The 18,058-nt window shown below is 50.8% G+C and carries 15 protein-coding genes; 2 read left to right on the top strand and 13 right to left on the bottom strand.

Translation table 11 applies throughout. The features are described from left to right. Positions 1 to 14: 14 nt before the first annotated feature. Positions 15 to 890: a DUF6612 family protein gene (locus ACQKPA_RS17535; protein ID WP_427493856.1), complete on the bottom strand. Its 876-nt coding sequence runs from the start codon at positions 888 to 890 to the stop codon at positions 15 to 17. A gap of 125 nt (positions 891 to 1,015) precedes the next feature. On the opposite strand from ACQKPA_RS17535, the gene ACQKPA_RS17530 reads away from it, so the two are divergent. Next, positions 1,016 to 1,576: a DUF1273 domain-containing protein gene (locus tag ACQKPA_RS17530; protein ID WP_071223534.1), complete on the top strand. Its 561-nt coding sequence runs from the start codon at positions 1,016 to 1,018 to the stop codon at positions 1,574 to 1,576. A gap of 193 nt (positions 1,577 to 1,769) precedes the next feature. Beyond that, positions 1,770 to 2,462, top strand: coding sequence for a pseudouridine synthase (locus ACQKPA_RS17525; RefSeq protein WP_427493855.1), 693 nt, complete (start codon positions 1,770 to 1,772; stop codon positions 2,460 to 2,462). Between the two features lie 144 nt (positions 2,463 to 2,606). Here ACQKPA_RS17525 and ald read toward each other — a convergent pair whose 3' ends face one another. From ald to ACQKPA_RS17465, 12 genes are all read right to left on the bottom strand, one after another. Continuing rightward, positions 2,607 to 3,725 carry an alanine dehydrogenase gene (gene ald / locus ACQKPA_RS17520; RefSeq protein WP_427493854.1) on the bottom strand — a complete coding sequence of 373 codons (1,119 nt, stop codon included), beginning with the start codon at positions 3,723 to 3,725 and terminating at the stop codon, positions 2,607 to 2,609. Between the two features lie 286 nt (positions 3,726 to 4,011). Continuing rightward, on the bottom strand, positions 4,012 to 5,517 hold the full coding sequence (locus tag ACQKPA_RS17515) for an alpha-glucosidase/alpha-galactosidase (protein WP_427493853.1): 1,506 nt from the start codon (positions 5,515 to 5,517) through the stop codon (positions 4,012 to 4,014). Positions 5,518 to 5,624: 107 nt separating this feature from the next. Next, the gene (locus tag ACQKPA_RS17510; protein WP_427493852.1) at positions 5,625 to 6,545 is read right to left on the bottom strand and encodes an AraC family transcriptional regulator; all 921 of its coding nucleotides are present in this window, start codon (positions 6,543 to 6,545) and stop codon (positions 5,625 to 5,627) included. A gap of 153 nt (positions 6,546 to 6,698) precedes the next feature. Further along, positions 6,699 to 8,696, bottom strand: coding sequence for a methyl-accepting chemotaxis protein (locus tag ACQKPA_RS17505; RefSeq protein WP_427493851.1), 1,998 nt, complete (start codon positions 8,694 to 8,696; stop codon positions 6,699 to 6,701). A gap of 6 nt (positions 8,697 to 8,702) precedes the next feature. Continuing rightward, a complete protein-coding gene (locus ACQKPA_RS17500) occupies positions 8,703 to 8,825 on the bottom strand; it encodes a hypothetical protein (protein ID WP_256720554.1) in 123 nt (40 codons plus the stop codon). Positions 8,826 to 9,040: 215 nt separating this feature from the next. Continuing rightward, a complete protein-coding gene (locus ACQKPA_RS17495) occupies positions 9,041 to 9,706 on the bottom strand; it encodes a response regulator transcription factor (protein ID WP_427493850.1) in 666 nt (221 codons plus the stop codon). Positions 9,707 to 9,761: 55 nt separating this feature from the next. Further along, positions 9,762 to 12,194: a PAS domain S-box protein gene (locus tag ACQKPA_RS17490; protein WP_427493849.1), complete on the bottom strand. Its 2,433-nt coding sequence runs from the start codon at positions 12,192 to 12,194 to the stop codon at positions 9,762 to 9,764. Between the two features lie 261 nt (positions 12,195 to 12,455). Continuing rightward, complete coding sequence (locus tag ACQKPA_RS17485) at positions 12,456 to 13,256, bottom strand: ABC transporter ATP-binding protein (RefSeq protein ID WP_427493848.1); 801 nt, start codon at positions 13,254 to 13,256, stop codon at positions 12,456 to 12,458. Then, positions 13,243 to 14,253, bottom strand: a complete 1,011-nt coding sequence (locus ACQKPA_RS17480) for an ABC transporter ATP-binding protein (protein ID WP_071223652.1) — start codon at positions 14,251 to 14,253, stop codon at positions 13,243 to 13,245. The genes ACQKPA_RS17485 and ACQKPA_RS17480 overlap by 14 nt, the downstream gene beginning before the upstream one ends. A gap of 8 nt (positions 14,254 to 14,261) precedes the next feature. Beyond that, a complete protein-coding gene (locus tag ACQKPA_RS17475) occupies positions 14,262 to 15,098 on the bottom strand; it encodes an ABC transporter permease (RefSeq protein ID WP_071223543.1) in 837 nt (278 codons plus the stop codon). Position 15,099: 1 nt separating this feature from the next. Then, positions 15,100 to 16,110, bottom strand: a complete 1,011-nt coding sequence (locus ACQKPA_RS17470; RefSeq protein WP_113056503.1) for an ABC transporter permease — start codon at positions 16,108 to 16,110, stop codon at positions 15,100 to 15,102. Between the two features lie 103 nt (positions 16,111 to 16,213). Then, positions 16,214 to 18,031 (bottom strand): ABC transporter substrate-binding protein, encoded by a 1,818-nt coding sequence (locus ACQKPA_RS17465; RefSeq protein WP_427493847.1) that lies wholly within the window; start codon positions 18,029 to 18,031, stop codon positions 16,214 to 16,216. Positions 18,032 to 18,058: the final 27 nt, after the last annotated feature.

Here is an 18,058-nt window from a genome sequence, read left to right as displayed (position 1 = left end):
TCTGCCAAACAGCATTATTTCGCGTTCAATGCTTCCTTCGGCATTTCGATCTTGCTGATTTCGTTATGCTTCGAGTAGGTGCTCTTCATTTTCATATCCAAGGATACCTTCTGACCTTCGGCTTCCATTGCCATCACCATGTCCAAATCGGTTGTTGCAGGCAGGTAAGATTCCTTCTGTACGCCATAAATAATATGGATGCTCTTGATATCCATTTGATCCATCATGGCTTCCATCTGCGGATCGTTGCCCGCTTGGCTCATCATGGACTTGGCAAGCTCCTTCAGATTGTCGCCGGAGACATCCGCCGTCAGGACGTATGTGTCTCCGTCCTCCGTAACTTTGAAGTCCTTAGCGAGGGTCTTGAACTGCTCCAGCTGCTGCTCCGGACTCGCACTGCTTGGATCCAGGCTATCGCGGATCTCCTGCTCCGATTCCTTCGGAACCTTCATCCATTGACCATCCATGAGCATGTAAATACCGTCTTCCGTTATATACTGCTTCATCTCGACCTTGCCTTCCGGAGAATCCATCACGACGTTCTGCATCATTTCCACCGGCTCGAGCGTAAGTTCCGAATCAAGCGACATATTAACATCCTGTTCCTGCTTCTCTTCGCCTTCAACCACGATATGCTGTTTAACATCGGCTTTCATCGCAAAGCTCTTCAAATTCTGGGAAGCTTCAGCCGATTTCTGAAGAAGCTCGTCAGCAGTCGGAAGAGCATCCTCCTTCGGTTCTTCTTTAGCTGGCGTCTCTGTCGAAGGAGTCGTCCCTTGTTCTGTTGCTGGCGGCGTTGCGGCGTCGTCTGCTGCTTTGTTGTCCTTGCCGCATGCTGTCATGCTCATAACCAAAATTGCCCCTAGTAATGCTGCTGTCCACTTCTTCAATCGAATTTCCTCCTAAAATATGTATTCCGAGTTACTTCCCCATTCTATACGATTTGTAACATCGATTGATCAAAATTTCCGAAAAAGGTACACTAGACCTATTCTTTGTCAGGGAGCGTGCTCGATTGGAAAACATTCTGATTACCGGATATCGGGCCCATGAGCTCGGTATTTATAACAACAAACACCAAGGCATACCTTATATACGTAAAGCGATTGCCAACCGCCTGGTTCCACTGCTTGAGGAAGGCCTCCAGTGGGTCATCACGCCCGGCCAATATGGCGTGGACCTGTGGGCCATCGAAGCGGCTATCGAACTAAAGTCCCAATACCCCAACCTGAAATGCTCCATTCTGACGGCCTACCAGAATCCCGAGGAGCAATGGAACGACGATAAAAAAGCTTATTTTCAGGAAGTGATGAAGGGGGTAGACTTCTATGCACCCGTCAGCAAGGGCCCTTATCAGGGGCCATGGCAGTTTACGGCCAGAGATGATCTGCTTCTCCGCAAGACCGATGGTATTCTGCTCGTATATGACGAAGATAACGGCGAAGCCAGCCCCAAGTTCATCAAAGAGCGTGCCCTGAAGAAGCAGGCAGCCGACGGCTACCGCTTTATCAGCATCGGATCGGAGGAGATACAGGCTGTTGCAGACGAAGAGAACATGTCGCAAGACTTTTACTAGGCTCGCTGCTCCCCGGTTATCACTTCGATCCGCCAGAAGAGCTGTTATCATCCCAACTGGATCCGCTTGAGGAATTCCGGCTGGCGAATCTCCCCAGCTGGAGCATGCCACATTTCACAAAGATCAAGGAAAAGAGAAGGTGTACTAACTAAAATGAACCTGTAGCAATATTACACAGGAGAAGCGGTGGAGCATGCGAATAAACAAATACATAAGCGAAACGGGATATTGCTCGCGCAGAGAAACCAACCGATTGATTGCAGCCGGACGCATTACAATCAATGGCAAGGTGTGTGAAAAAGGGGCGAACGTTGAGCTGCACGATATCGTGTTGATAGATGGAAAGAAAATTCCTCATAATGAGAGCGAAGCGGTCTACCTGGCTCTCAATAAACCCATCGGTATTGTCTGTACGGCAGCAGAACATGTGGCGGGAAACATTATTCAGTTTATTAACTATCCATCGCGCATTTTTGCCATTGGGAGGTTGGATAAAGCCTCTGAGGGTTTGATTTTACTTACGAACAACGGAGATATTGTGAACAAAATGATGCGTTCGGAGCATAACCATGAGAAAGAATATGTGGTGACCGTGGACAAACCCGTTACGGACGAATTTATGCAAGCGATGTCTCAAGGCGTTGAAATCCTGGACGTCATAACCAAACCATGCAAGGTTAACAGGCAAAGCGAAGATGTATTTCGTATTATTTTGACACAGGGCCTTAATCTGCAAATCCGCAGAATGTGTAAAGCCTTGGGGTACAGAGTCCTGAAGCTGGAGCGTGTTCGGATTATGAATATTACACTGGATCAGCTGGAACGGGGGGAGTGGAGGCATTTGAAGGAAACGGAACTGCATCAGCTCCTGTTCATGTTGAACTAGGCGAAGGCGTCTAACCAACATAAAAAGCCATTTTTCAGCTTTGTCCACGGCGGCCAACGAAAGCACCGCTAAGGTTTACGTCATAACCCCGGTATCGTGTCTAATTTATGAAAAATGGCTCTGCATGCTTAATACTTGTTATCTCTATGCCAGCAAATAATCGTCAATGCTGGTATACGCATAACCATGAGCCGCCGCAACCGCTTCATAGGTTACCTTGCCGTCGATGACATTAATGCCCTTGGCAAGCGCTTTATCATGACGAGCGGCAGAGCGGAGCCCTTTACTTGCTATTCTCAAACCATAGGGTGCCGTTACATTGGTCAGTGCCAGGGTGGAGGTTCTGGCTACGGCGCCCGGCATGTTGGCTACGGCATAATGAATAACACCGTGCTTTTCATAGGTCGGGTTATCATGCGTGGTGATCCGGTCGATCGTCTCGATCGAGCCTCCTTGGTCAATTGCCACATCCACGATGACCGATCCCCGGCTCATCTCTTTTACCATCTCTTCCGTTACGAGGCGAGGTGCCCTTGCACCGGGGATCAATACCGCGCCCACGACAAGGTCGGCGGCCTTCACCGTTTCCGCAATATGATACGGATCGGACATAATCGTTTTGACCCGCCCTTGGAAAAGATCATCCAGTTGACGAAGTCGGCCGGGATTAATATCGAGGATGCTGACGTCCGCACCGAGACCCAGCGCGATTCTTGCCGCGTTGGTGCCAACGATGCCGCCGCCGATAACGGTAACCTTACCCGGTGCGACCCCAGGTACGCCGCTTAGAAGGACACCCTTGCCGCCATGTGCTTTTTCCAGGAAATGCGCCCCGATTTGGATGGACATTCTACCTGCCACTTCACTCATCGGTGTCAGAAGCGGCAAGCTGCCATCCGTCAATTGTATCGTTTCATAAGCAACGGCACTTACCTTACGATCAACCAGTGCTTTGGTCAGTTCGGGCTCGGGGGCCAAGTGCAGATACGTGTATAGGATCATATCCTCTTGAAAGTATTCATACTCCTCTTGCAGGGGTTCCTTCACTTTCACAACCATCTCGGCTTTCCACGCTTCAGCAGCCGATGCAACCACCTTGGCTCCAGCCGCTCTGTAAGCTTCATCCGTAAAACCGATCCCAAGGCCTGCCCCGGATTGAACAAGCACTTCGTGCCCAGCATTCCTGAAACTGACGACCGTACCCGGCGTCATGCCTACACGGCTTTCGTTATTTTTGATTTCTTTGGGAACCCCGATTATCATCCCCATGCCTCCTTAATGGTGAGCTTTGCCTATCTAATTGAATTGTAACCATTTTTACCCAAACTGTGTACCTGTCTAAGGTCAGGGATTGTCCATCCGAATTTATATCTATGTATCCGTAGTATATGCAGGTGAAAGATGAACTGCATGCAGAAAAAAACACTTCTGACAGAGGGATTATAACGGATTTTTGTCCGTTATATCATCCTCATCCAAAGTGTTTAGATTAAACGCATTCATGAAACTCTATGTATTTCTGTTGTTTGACACCTTCGTTAATGCGCAATCAGCTTAACGTTTTTTCGCGATCCTTCCCTTTGTCGGATTCACCTGCGTTTTTGTTCGCCTTCTCCCGGTCGAGCTGCATCTCCTCCACCGTCTTCACCTTGAGTCTCGCTGCTCCTTCATACGAACGGGTTGGTATCAGATTGTCAGATGTTAGACGTGCCTTCGCTTCGGCAATCGAAGCCGCGTACTGAGGGAGCCATTCTTCGCCGGCTACCAGCATTTCATCGACCAGCTGCCAAATTTCCTTCGGATTACATACCGCACCGACCAGCGGATCCATCATAAACGCCTGACGAAGCAGCTTGTCATCTCCGTGAACCGCCGCTTCAACCGCTAACCGTTGCACGGATATGCTTGCATTGCACACCGTAGCCGGCCCTAACGGCAAATTCCCTACTTGCGGCATGGATATGCCGTTGCGGTCCACGTAACCCGGCGCCTCAATGATGGCATCATCCGGCAGATTGGAGATAATGCCCTCATTCACCACATTAAAATGGCCCCGGTATACCCGGCCGGTTTCCAAGCCTTCAATAATGTAGGAGCCATGCTCCTCTCCCCGTTGCTCCGGCGTATACTCCATAGCCGGATCTTTCATCCAGTTCGGGAAATCCGTCTCGAACCAGTTGCGTCCTTCGGTACAGACTCGCAAATATCCGCCCGTCTCTCCGTTGATCCAGCTGCTGAGGTCAATCCACTCCGTAATTTCCTCCGGCCGTTTACGGTACCAAGGAACATATTCGCTTAGATGGCCGTTGGACTCGGTGCTGTAATACCCAAAACGTCGCAGCATATCGATGCGAACCTTCTCAGTCCTGCTGTACTCCGGATGCCGTTCGAACGCTTCCAGCAGTCCAGCCGTCAAATCCTTGCCTTGATGCGAGGCTTGAATATACCAAGTCTGATGGTTAATTCCGGCACAGACAATATCGACCTCCTGTTTCTTTAAACCGTACACCTCGGCGATTTGGTGATGTCCATGCTGCACGCCATGACATAAACCAATCGTCCGAACGCCGCCATACTGATTGCATGCCCATGTCAGCATAGCCATCGGGTTCGAATAGTTCAGCAGCAGTGCATCAGGCGCGCTCACCTCGCGAATATCCCGGCAAATGTTCAGCATCTCGGGGATTCCCCGCTGGCCGTACATAATGCCGCCTGCACAGAGCGTGTCGCCTACGCACTGATCGATGCCGTATTTCAGGGGAATGTCCACATCCGTGCGAAACGCCTCCAATCCACCCACGCGAATGGTGCAGATGACATATTGGGCATCCTGCAGAGCTTGTCGTCGATCCGTGGTGGACTGAATCGCAATCGACAGCCCGTTCTCGATAATGTCCCGCTGACACAATTCCGTGACCATATCCAGGTTATGCTGGCTGATGTCGGTGAAAGCAACCTCGATATCTCTAAACTCCGGTACAGTCAACAAGTCACGCAGAATTCCCCGGGTAAAGCCGATGCTTCCCGCTCCGATAAAAGCAACCTTAAATGACATTCTATCCACTCCCTAGCAGCAAAATTAATTGTAGTTATTGTAGCAATCGAGCGGTGGAAAGCGTTATCAAAATCATGACCTCTTGAACTCTTCCGAGTCAAAAATCCTCACTTCTTATCTGCTCCGGCATCCGGATCACCGTATTTCCAGGCATTGCGGTCCTTCCGCAGCCGATATTCCACCGGCGTGGTTTCCGTATACTTCTTGAACAACATATGAAAATACTGCCTGCTGCCAACACCCACGTAATCCGATATTTCATGAATGGGGATATCCGTCTGCTCCAGCAGCATTTTGGCCTTTTCCATTCGAATCATGGTCAGATACTCGGTTATTGTTCTGCCCGTCCCTCTGCGGAATACTCGATGCAAGTAGCCGGGATGCAGATTCACCTCGGCGGCAACGTCCTTCACCTGAATATTACGGTCATAGTTCTGATGCAAGAAATCGACGCTTCGTTTAATGTAGAACTCGCTCTGCTGCACTTCGCTGCGTTCCCTTTCATCATACAGCCGGGCGATGCATACAAGCAGCTGAATAAACAGCATATGCGTCATCATTCTGCCCTCAGTCCCTCTTTGGTCAAGTTCAAGGACGAGGCTCCTTAACACCGGATATACCTCCTCTTGATCCACTAACACCAAGTAGGGAAACGGCCGATTCAGCAGAAAAGACACCTCTTGCTCCTCCCGGGCAATCTGCCTAAGGGAAAGTGCCCTTCCTTCAGTTTCCATAAACCCGAATTCCACATTCAGCATTCGGCAGGAGACCGTCTGCTCAACGATTAACCGATGCGGGACATCGGCATCCAGTACCATAAACTCCCCTTTTTTCAGCGTGAGGCTCTTTTCCGTATCGCCTACCTTCACGTCAATCCGGCATACCCCTGAGATCATATACATAATTTCGGTTGAATCATGCTGATGGTAAGGCATTTCATAATCCATCCACTGCTTATAGTAATAGGCGTAAAAGCGCGGGACGTAATCCCCCTCTTCTAACATCTGCTGAAACAAGCTGCCATTCACAACACGTATTCCTCCCTTCGTCCGAGCAGTACGGCATTCAAATTATAATAAAACCGTCGATCGACGTCCTTCACGGAAGACAGAATCTCCACTTCCTTGCATGAAAAAAAGCCTGGCCCTTAGGCCAAGCTTATCATCAATATGCCAGTGGTGCTACGAGATTTTGAAGGCCGATACGGTATGGTTCAGCTCTTCGGCAAGCTCGGCTAGCGATTGTGCCGTTGCAGCCGATTCCTCGCTTGTAGCCGCCGTTTCCTCCGTCGACGAAGATATCGTTTCAATGGCGGTTGCCACCTCGGCAGCCTGGGCTGCCTGCTCCTCGCTGGCGGCTGCAATATCCATCACTTTGCCCGCCGATTCATTCACCATGCTTGTAATGTAGGCAAAGGCTTCTCCGGCTTTTTCCGTGTGGATAACGCCTTGATTCACGGCCTCCACGCTGTCGGCCGTATTCTTCTGCATGCCCTTGATGATATCGGCGATCTGCTTTGTGGCCCCACCACTACGTTCGGCCAGCTTGCGCACTTCATCCGCCACCACAGCGAAGCCTCTTCCTTGATCGCCGGCACGAGCAGCCTCGATCGTGGCATTGAGGGCAAGCAGGTTGGTCTGCTTGGCGATATCGTCGATGACCTCGATGATCTCGCCAATCCGCTGGGAGTCCGCTTCGAGTTTGGCAACCTGCTCCCGTACCCGGTTCATGCCTTCCACCGACTGCTGGACGATGCCGCTGCCTTCCGTTGCAATGCCGGAGGTCTGATTTACAAGCTCGGATGCTGCCGAGGCGTCGCTTGCAACGGAATTGATGGCATTCGACCATTCATGGAACAATTCACTGACGGTTTGCACGGATTCAGCCTGATTGCTGCTCCCAACGGCCAGTTCCTCGGCACCGGCTGACAGCTGCTGTGAAGCGGCGGCTACCGATGATGCGTTCATGTTCACTCTGCCGATCATCTCCCGCATGCTCTCCAGCAGCTGCGCGAATACTCGGGACAACGTGCCGATCTCGTCGGCTCTGCGAAGATAAGCCGCGGGAACCTCCTGCGTGAAGTCTCCCTTCGACATGAACTCGCCGATGGAAACGGAAACGCCCAGTGGCTTCACGATGGATCTCGTTAACAGGACTACGACAGCTGCCATAGCTACCAAGGTGGCTGCACCAGCAACGATAATGGAGATGATCAGTGCATCCGACTTCGCCGTAATCTCATCCATCGGGATAATGATAGCGGCAGACCATGGCGTTTCGGTCAATCCAGTCTTAATCGGCGTATACAGCTTGTACAGCTCGGCATCTTCCTCGGTATAGACATCTCCTTTCCGAATCGCATCCAGTATAAGAGGAACCGTCTTGCCAGGATATGTCTTCTCAAGCGTCTGCCCCATCACTCCGTCCTCCGGCGACGTTACGATCACGCCGGTATTCGAATAAATATGAGCATAACCCGTATCGAACAATCGGAATTGCTCCATTATGCTTTGCAAATGTGCCAGGGAAATATCGACGCCAACCACGCCGACGGTCTTTCCGTTATCGATAATCGGAACAACGAGCGATGTCATCATGACATCTTCGTTTCCTACTTTGAAGACGTACGGATCCATAATGATTTCCTTGCCGCTGTTCTTCGCCAGGAGATAGAAGTCACCTTCCCCTTCGTGCTCATAATCCTCGATGACGGAACGTTCCAATCCGGATTCCGTTCTTGCCCAGTAGGACATCATTCGCCCCGTTTGGTCACTGCCCTGTTTGTTTCTGTATTCGTTATCCTGGCCGTCAAAGGCATCCGGCTCCCATAAGGTCCAGATCCCTTTCCAGGAGGGATTGTCTTCCAAATTTCTTCTCAATATTTCATTCACGGCTGCGCGATTTGTGGTATCGCTCTCCTTCATTCCAACAAAGCTTACAGCCAATGTACGTGCGGAGTTCATGACATCGTCCAGCTCTGCTTGTACAAGCGCGCCAATCTTCTCACTCGTTGTCACCGCGAGCGTCTTGGCCGAATCCAGAGCCTCCTCCGTAGTAGTCATGCTGATATAAGTCATCATGACAGCTAGAAAAATCGTGATCGACCCCAAAATGATAAGCAGCATACGACTCTGGAGTTTCATTGCCAACAGAGCTTTCAAAGATTTCCATCGTTTCATTATAAGTCACCCTCGCTTCTTCCGGCTGTTAAATTCATTCCACTCTTCTTCAAGCTGCGCCAAAACTTCCTCAATCTCTTCCGGTGACAAGAGATCATCGACACCATATTCAAATAGGTCCTTTGTCATGCCGAAAGCAACCACCCTTCCTACTTAAAGACTATATCCATCCAGTAAGATAAGCATATACACTTACATACCTTTCGTAACCGAAATTCTCTTGCGTGCTCACGCAAGAATTTTGCGGGCTGCCCTGCGATTATTGTCGAACGGTAGCGAATTCGCCTCAAAACAAGTCGCGGGATGCATGCTTCATCTTCTGAATCGGAAAGAGAATTAGTCTATCAGCCCATCTGGACAAAATCCGAATCCGAGAGGATTCCCATTTGCTTTGCCTTCAGTGCAGCTTCTATACGTGACTTCACATTCAACTTTTGGAAGAGATTGGTTAAGCAATACTCGAGTGAACGCTGGCTCATGATCACCGTCCCCGCAATCTCTTTGTTGCTCTTTCCGCGAGCGATTTCCTTGAGAATACTATATTCTTTATCGGTTATAGACTGGGCTGCCGGCGCGCCTGCTATCCATTCCGGACCATTTGCGGTAACGCGGCGGAGCTGCTTCACGAGTGTCAACGGCAGAACGACCTCCCCTCGCAGCGCACACCGAACAGCCGTTACCAGCTGCTCTTTGCCCGACGTTTTCGAGACAAAACCAGCCAGTCCGGCCTCCATAATCAAATTAAAATGATTGCTGACTTCAAAGCCCGTATAAATCAGCATCACCGCGTCCGGAGCAATCCGGAGGATCTGCTTGGCCAAATCAATTCCGTTCATGCCCGGCATATGCATATCAATCAGCATCACGTCAAAATGCAGCGTTCTCACCAGCTCCAGCGCCCGCTCCGGCGTATTGGCAAGCTTAACGAACATATCCTTTTCCTGCTCAAGCAGCACCTTGGTTCCCTCCATTACCGAGGGATGGTCATCCACCAATAAAATTTCGATCATCGTCAGTCATGACTCCTTCAGTCTGGTATCTTGCCTGCCTTCACTTCCGGTAAATTTACCGTGCCGTTATGGATATATAGACAGCCAACCCTCCGCTATCCGACGAGTCGAACTGGATTTTGCCGTTCATGCTTCTGACTCGCTCTTTCATGCCGCCGATCCCCATGCTGTTGAATTGGTCCGATTGCTGGCTGGGGTCGATCCCAATCCCGTTGTCTTCATAACTCAGGTTGACTTCATCCGACTGGGTGGACAAACGGAGCTTTACCTCCGTCGCGTTGGAATGCTTCGTTGCATTGGCCAGCAGCTCCTGGACAATTCTGTACAGTCCGATCAAATGGTCGTCACTGATATCATCATCGAAGTTTGAGCAGTCGAATTGTATGGAATAATTGGTGCGTAGCTGGGTGAATTCAAACAATGCCTCAAGCGAACGTTCCAACCCCTCCTCCTTCAGCAGCGGGGGACGAAGCTCGTTGCACGTAATTCGAATCTGATAAATGACATCCAGAAGCCCCTGCTCAATCTCCTCCAGCTGCGGGCGCAAATCCTCCTGCAGCTCATGATCCGAAGTAATCTGATTCAATTTCCTGTACCATATAATCTGTTCCTGAAGCGCGGCATCGTGAAGGTCCTGGGACAATCGCTTCCGCTCATTCTCGGATAAATGAAGCATCAGTCGCAGCAGCCATAGGGGCATGATCTGCTGGGATGAACCCAGCTTCTCCAGCTCCCTCGTCAAATCCTCAATAACGCGGAAGTTATCGTACAGAACACTCGCATAACGTGTAATGGTCTCCAGCCATATTTTTTGGGCCTGAATCAGGAGCAAGGGAACCTCGCCGCCAATACAGACAATGCTGCTGTCCCCGTTCATTTCTCCAATCTTGACAAAATATCCGTCAGTCATCTCAAACAGTTTACAGAACGGAATATGCTCAGGACCGCATGTATGGATCGCATGCAGCACCCCTTGTGGCGGATCTTTATCGCCCCCTTGGATTTTGATATGCAGGCTGTGGTGGTTGATCTGGATGAGGCTCACCCGATCCGTCTCCAGTACCTTCTTGATTTCCTGCACGATCCGGGCATTCAATTCGCTGATCTTCACCATCCCGAAAAGATCGGAGGAGAATTGATCCAGACTCATCTGCAGCCTGAAATACAGATCCTCGCTCTCTCGGACAAGCCTTTCTGCCGCAATCCGTTCCCGTTCCGCCCGCTTCTTCTCTGTGATATCCCGAATAATGGTAAGAGCCGTATTGTGTCCTATATATGGGATGGGCGTGGTAATGGCCTCAATATCAATGATCGTTCCATCAAGCCGGACCAGTTTGTTCCCGGCGAGCTCCGAGGTATTCCCACTTTCGTACACATGCTCAACCTCCGAAATCACGAACTCAACCTGATCCGCAGGGATGATATCCTGGAGCGAAGTACTCGCCAATTGTGCGATATCCGTAATGCCCAATAAGGAAAAGCCCGCGGGATTCGCATAAATATAAGAAAAATCGGAATGCAGGAACATCGCAACCGGAGCGATATCCAGGATATGGCGGTTGATTCGGTCACTCTCCATAAGGGCCCGTTCCGCCGATTTACGGGCGGTTATATCCTCGAAAAAAACTTCAATCGTGTCCGATTCCGCATCATAAAGGGCCGTCGCCACGACATCGACCCGCTCTCCGTCAACCCGCCTTACGGATAGTTCTTCGGCAACAACTTTCCCTGTCCGAATCAGCTGCCTGAGCCGTTTGCGGGCCCACTCCTCATAGGGATCAAGCACCCAGTCCCAAGGATCGGTACCCAGGATGTTCTCAGGACCCGCCGCCCCAAGGATCCGAAGTCCGGCGGGATTCACGTACATGAGCTTGCGGTCCTTGCAGACTGCAATGGCAATAGGAGATAACTCCACCAGCCTGCGATACCGGTTCACGCTTTCCTTGAGCGCCTGTTCCATCTTCTTGCATTCCGTAATATCATACAGCGCCTCTTCCATGCGAAAGCGGGTGGTAATGTCAATGGCAATGCCATCGGTCCGGACGATTTGACCGGTTTCATTCATCGTCGGAATCATTTTCACTTGAACCCAGCGTACTTCGCCCTCCGCGTGGATGATGCGGTATTCGGTATGAACGGCGTCACCTTGTCGAAGTTTGTCAATCAAGGATCGAAACAGCGCCATATCCTCCGGATGGATCAGCGTTTCCCAGGAAAGGCCGACTGTGAAATCACGATGTGAATAACCTGTGATTTTATGAAAAGCCAAAGAAGTATTCTGGATACTCCTTGTGGCGAAATCGTATGACCAAATGCCAACATCAAGCGTAAGCAGCATATCATCAAGCAAGCGGAATCTGCCTTCGGCCATGTCCAAGGCCTGATGGCTTAACTTCCGCTGATATGCGCTTTTGAACAAAAAAATCCAGAATGTAATGGTGAGGGCGACTAATACCAAAATGGTTGCCCCCAAGAAGTAAGTACACATGATGTTTGGTGGTCTCCTTATGAAGCATACACGCAGTCATGTCAGATGCCTTGCGGTATACCGAATGCGAGCTGCGGATGAATCAAATGGCAGCCATATCATTTATCGGCAGATCCTTCACAAATGCGAAGATCAAGAATAGAGAAATTTTACGCAGCGATTCGAAGTGTCCTATCCGCGAAAATAAACGGAAACAAAATAAAGCCCGAAGCGGCGTTACGCTTCGAGCTTTTCTCTTGAGATTTCCATCGTTCACATCGCTCATGCCAAATCCCACTCGGAGTGGATCTTGGGCACATCGGAAATCAACTGCTGGGTATAAGGATGCTGCGGATTCAAGATAACCTCCTCCGCCGGCCCCCGCTCCACGACTTTCCCTTGTTCCATAATATACAGCGTATCGCTTACATAATAGGCAAGCCCTACGTCATGGGTAATGAAAATAATCGTCATGTTGTTCTCATCCCGCAGCTTCAAGAGCATATCCAGTATCGTAGACCTTGAGCATGCGTCGACCATGGAGGTCGGCTCATCCGCAATCAGCAGCTTCGGATGAAGCATGAAGATCCGGGCGATCATCAGGCGCTGCATTTGCCCGCCGGACAGTTCGAACGGGTATTTATTGTGCAGCTCCTCGAATTTCAGATTGACGAAGGAGCACGCTTCCTTCATTTTGCGGAATTGCTCCTCCTTCGTCAGTTTATCCCCCTGCAGCTTGATGCAATCGAGCAGCAGCTTCTCGACTTTGTAGAAGAGATTGAACGAAGAGAACGGGTCCTGAAAGATCGCTTGAATGTTTTTCCAATAGCACTTGCGATCTCTGTGCCGCTTCAGCTGCCTTGGCTTGCCCATATACTCGATCGTACCGCTGCTCTCCTTCAGCAGGCCCATGATCATTTTCGCCAGTGTCGTTTTGCCGCTTCCGCTCTCGCCGACAATCGATATGATTTCGCCTTCATGAAAGGTAAAGCTGACATCCTCCACGGCGGTTGTCTTCTGCTTCCCGTAACCGAATACCTTTGTGAGATGCTCTCCCCGAATCAGGACATCATTCCTCTTCATTTGCATACCACTCCTTAAGCACACCCGGTTCCACGATGCAGCGATACATTCGGTCCTCCACGGTCCGGCTCGTTATCTTGCCCTTCCGGCAGGCATCCTGCACATAGGAGCAGCGGTCGGCGAACCGGCAGCCCTCCGGCACGTTCTTCAGATTGGGCGGGGTCCCCGGAATGGCGGCAAGCTTATGGCCCTTCATGCCTTCCTCCGGCACAATGATGGAACCCATCAGTTTTTTCGTATACGGGTGTATCGGGTCAAAAATCATTTGCTCTGCGGTTCCGCGCTCCACGATCTCCCCTGCATACATGACGATGATGTCATCCGTTACGTGATAAAGCAGCGGCAGCTCGTGCGTGATGAATACCAGAGACTGAATATAGCCCCGATCCAGCAAACTTTTCAGCAGCTTGATCACCGCTTTCTGCGAGGTTACGTCCAGCGCCGAGGTCGGTTCGTCCGCAATCAGCACTTTGGGATTCAGAATGGTGGAGATTGCGATCACCGTCCGCTGCTTCATGCCGCCTGACAGCTCGTTCGGATAGGAGTTCAGCACCTTGGTTGATAAGTTCAAGGTTTCGAACCGTTCCGCCGCCATATCCCACACCTGCTTCTTGTTCAGCTCAGGGCGATGCTCCTTCATAATATCCTCGACAAAATGAATGATTTTGAGCGTAGGATTCAGGGCATTCATAGCTGCTTGCGGGATATACGATATCTCTCTTCCCGACACCTGGGATCGGAGCTGTTCCTTGCCAAGCTTCATAATGTCCGTGCCGCTCACGACAATCGAGCCGCTGCCATAATGCAGCGGTGGAAAATAGAAACCCATCAGGCTGAGCGCAAGGGTCGATTTGCCACAGCCGGATTCACCGGCAATGCCAAGCGTCTTCCCCTTCTCGAGCGAGAAGCTCACGCCGTCTACGGCATAGACATGCTCCTTCAACCGGGTACGGTAATAGGTCTTCAATTCGTTCACTTCCAGTATATTTGTGCTCACGACACCCATCAGCTCCTAATCTTCGGATTGAATATCTCATCCATGCCGGTGTTCATCATGTACAAGGAGAAGGTGATGATGGCGATGGAGATCGCCGCCGGGATAAAGGCCCACCACGCGCCGGCAACCGGTGCTTCAAATACGAGCGCCCAGTTCATGATGATGCCAAGGGAAATCGTGTTGTACGGTCCCAGCCCCAGCATCGAGATGGAAGCCTCGGACAGAATACCTGATGCCGTCTGCAGCACAAACGCCATGACAACATAGGAAGCGATGTACGGCAATATCTCCGAGATGATAATGCGCGGCGTGCTGTACCCGGATATTTTCGCGATATTTACGTGATCCCGGTTTCGCAGCGAGGAGGTCTGCGCACGTACGGCCCTGGCCGTCCAGGGCCAGCTGGTAATGCCAATGATAACCGCCGTGACAAACGAGCTGCGCGAATCGATGCTGACCGAGATCAGAATGAGGATGACAAAGGAAGGTATCACGATGAAAATGTTGGTGATGGCGGTCAGCAGATTATCAATCATGCCTCCGATATAACCTGAGGCTAAACCGATCACAAGACCAATCACAGTAGCAAATACGCCGGCAATCAGCCCAACCTGCAGGGAGGTCCGAATGCCGTAGATCAATTCAAGGAATAAATCCCTGCCGAAGTTATCCGACCCCAGCAGCAGCTTCGAATCCGGCGGCTGGTACGCCAGGGCGATCATCTCCAGCGGATCGTTGCGGTTAAAGAGCGGGTAGATCAGCACCATCCCGATCATAGCCAGCAGCATGCAGGCTCCGAACATAAACTTTGGCGATTTGATCAATATGCGAAAGGAACTGTTCATATTATTGATCCTCCATCTGAGCGGCCTTGATTCGTGGATCGATCCAGCCGTAGATTAGGTCAATCGTAAAGTTGGCCAGCAGCACAGCCAGGGCGATCAAGAGGGTGCAGCCCGAAATTAACGGATAATCCAGCTGACGGATCGCCGTGAACATCCAGGTTCCGATTCCCGGATAACTGAATACGATTTCACAGATCAGCGAACCGCCCACCATCGTACCGATAGATAACGCCAATCCCGTGATCTGGGGCAGCATCGCATTTCGGAATACATACCTGGCGATCTTCGAGTCCCGTATCCCGAGAAGTTTGCTGTAAAGTACATAATCCGAATTCAGCTCATAGATGGACATCTCCCGCATGCCAATGGCTTGGCCGCCAATCGTAACCAGCACGATCGATAGAAATGGAAGCGTATGATGCCGAAGTACGGAAGCGAAGAATTCAAAGCTGAGTGACGGCACCATCTGGTAATCGTAGCCCCCGTGCAGCGGAAACCAGTTCAGGGACAGGGCGAATACATACAGCATAATAATGGCTAGGGTAAAGAAAGGAATGGAATTCACAAACAAGGCCACCGGGAATATCACTTTATCGAATACGCCTTTGCGGTAAGCCGCAACGGCGCCCAGCACGTTCCCGATCAGCCAGCCAACCAGAATGGCCGGAAGCTGAAGCCCGATCGTCCATGGAACCGCCGAGGCCAGAATCTCCGTTACCGGTTTCGGATATAGGCCGAATGAAGTGCCCAGATTGCCTGTTGCCAAATTTTTTAGATAGATGAAGAACTGCTCCCATAAAGGCTTGTCGATTCCAAACTCGACGAGAAACGTCTCATAAACCCGTTTGATCGTATCGCTGTCGGTCATCCCCTGCGTCATCTCAGACACAATCATGCTCACCGGATTCCCTTCAATCATCCGGGGCAGCAGAAAATTCAGCGTGACCGCAATCACCAGCGTCAGAAAGTACCAGAAGAACTTCTTGACGATATATTTTCCGTAAACGCTCAAGCAGCTCACCCCCATGGATCACACCCTGAAATTGGTGGAAAAGAGACCTATATCAGGGGTGCAGATCCGCCAATATAGGTCTTGGTTCAATGAGTTATATCCATCAGTTATGAATCTGATACAGCGACTTGATACCGGCTCCATCCATCGAAATTTGAGGCGGTATGTTGCTGCCGTCCCCTTCGGTCGGGAAGCCCTTCCATACGGATTCATTGACCGTATCGAATACCCAAGGTCGATACATGAGCGGAATCGATGGGATATCCTTTAACCAGATTTGGGTCAATTCAGTGTAGAGCGCTTTCAATTCAGCTTCGTCCGTAATGGTTGGAATCTTCTCGATGATGGCATCGGCTTGATCGTTCTTATACCGGCCCCAGTTGTAGAATGCCATCTCGCCCATTGGCGAAACGCCCTTGGAGTACATGATGGTCATAGCGCGGTTCCACGGCTGGCTTGGGCTGACTCCGCCGGCAGGCGTGTTCATGATGATATCGAACTTGCCGGTCTGTAGATCATTGGTCCATACCGGCGCTTCCGGGAATTTGGTTCGAATCTCGATACCGATTGCCTTCGCATTCTGGGCAACAATCTCAAGCGCCGCATTCCAATCCGACCAGCCGTATGGACATTCGATTTCAAACGGACCGAGGCGGGTTCCGTTCAAGACACGGATGCCGTCTTTCCCCTTCGCGGCGCCGATGGAATCGAGCAGCGCATTGGCCGCATCCACATCCGTTGTCCATTGGAGCGGTTTGATAGCCGCCTGGTCTACATATTTCGCTTCGGCCTCCGTATTCAGCGTCAACGACGGCTCCATTGGTGCCGAGTAGCCGCTGATGGCCAGCTCCGAAATTTTGCCGTAATCAATCGCCATAGCGATCGCTTTTCTGACATGCGCATTGTTGAGACCTTCCTTCGTCATGTTGAAGAAGATCGATGGCATGGAGCCGGGCACATAATAGGGAGCGTCTTTGATATAGGTTTTAACCGGAGCCCCGCCCTCCCACATTTTCCATACCTGCGGAATAAACTGCTGCGATACGTCGACCTGACCGCTCTTGAATGCCAGATCACCCGCTGCATTGTCTTTATAGATGACGTGGGTGATATATTTGGGAGCCGGCAGCTTGCCAAAGAGTGCCTGCCCCCAGTAGTTATCGTCCCGTACGATCGTGATCTTCTGATCATTGTAAAAATACATTTTGTAAGGCCCCGTTCCGATCGGGTCCTCGTTGACTTCTTTACGAATGGTGGCAAGGTCGTTATTGGCTTTCTTTTCGACCTCTTCCCATACATGTTTAGGCAGCATCGGCATAATCTCGATGCTGTCGAGCACCGTCAATTTGTTCGGATTGTCTTTATTCAGCTTGATGTTCACCGTTTGCGGCCCGTCTGCCGTTACGTCCTCGATGTAGGTCCAGAAGCTGCTCCAGTTAATGTCGTATTTTTTGCCGAGCTGGTAGGTATAGACGACATCATCGGAGGTGAACGGCTTGCCGTCGCTCCATTTGGCATCCTTGTTCAATTCGATCTTCAGGGTCAGATCGTCGGTCCATTCATACTTGGTACCCAGGAGCGGCTCTAACTCGCCTGTCAGCTGATTGACCATAAACAAGGTTTCATAGACGAGTTCTCTGGAGTTTCCGTAGTTAATCGGAAACGCCGGGTTTCCGCTGAGCAGGTTAAAATTCGTAGGTGCCCCCCATTGCAAACCGTTCACGTAAAGCGTTTCATTTCTCGGCGTCGCTTTCGCATCGCCCTGCGGTGCCGGCTCATCACTGCCTCCGGGTGTGTTTACCTTTTCTTTGGGCGGCGGATCTGATGCTGTCGGCGGCGTTACACTCTGGCATCCGGCAGCAAAAAAAGACGCGGCCAACAAAAGAATGAACATGGGTCTCAGAACGGTCTTCAGCTTCACTTGTGAACCCTCCATTCATGGAAATGT

Origin of the sequence: Paenibacillus sp. NPDC093718 (assembly GCF_050279985.1) — a bacterium.
In the GTDB taxonomy this organism is placed as follows: Bacteria; Bacillota; Bacilli; order Paenibacillales; family Paenibacillaceae; genus Paenibacillus_AQ.
Note: the sequence above shows the minus strand (reverse complement) of the source record. Positions and strands in the feature narration are given on the sequence as shown.

What these genes read in the sequence shown, in the direction of transcription:
- ACQKPA_RS17495 (WP_427493850.1), bottom strand. Translation starts at nt 9,706, where the DNA reads ATGATCGAAATTTTATTGGTGGATGACCATCCCTCGGTAATGGAGGGA.
- ACQKPA_RS17515 (WP_427493853.1), bottom strand. Translation starts at nt 5,517, where the DNA reads ATGTCATTTAAGGTTGCTTTTATCGGAGCGGGAAGCATCGGCTTTACC.
- ACQKPA_RS17500 (WP_256720554.1), bottom strand. Translation starts at nt 8,825, where the DNA reads ATGACAAAGGACCTATTTGAATATGGTGTCGATGATCTCTTGTCACCG.
- ACQKPA_RS17485 (WP_427493848.1), bottom strand. Translation starts at nt 13,256, where the DNA reads ATGAAGAGGAATGATGTCCTGATTCGGGGAGAGCATCTCACAAAGGTA.
- ACQKPA_RS17490 (WP_427493849.1), bottom strand. Translation starts at nt 12,194, where the DNA reads ATGTGTACTTACTTCTTGGGGGCAACCATTTTGGTATTAGTCGCCCTC.
- ACQKPA_RS17505 (WP_427493851.1), bottom strand. Translation starts at nt 8,696, where the DNA reads ATGAAACGATGGAAATCTTTGAAAGCTCTGTTGGCAATGAAACTCCAG.
- ald (WP_427493854.1), bottom strand. Translation starts at nt 3,725, where the DNA reads ATGATAATCGGGGTTCCCAAAGAAATCAAAAATAACGAAAGCCGTGTA.
- ACQKPA_RS17475 (WP_071223543.1), bottom strand. Translation starts at nt 15,098, where the DNA reads ATGAACAGTTCCTTTCGCATATTGATCAAATCGCCAAAGTTTATGTTC.
- ACQKPA_RS17525 (WP_427493855.1), top strand. Translation starts at nt 1,770, where the DNA reads ATGCGAATAAACAAATACATAAGCGAAACGGGATATTGCTCGCGCAGA.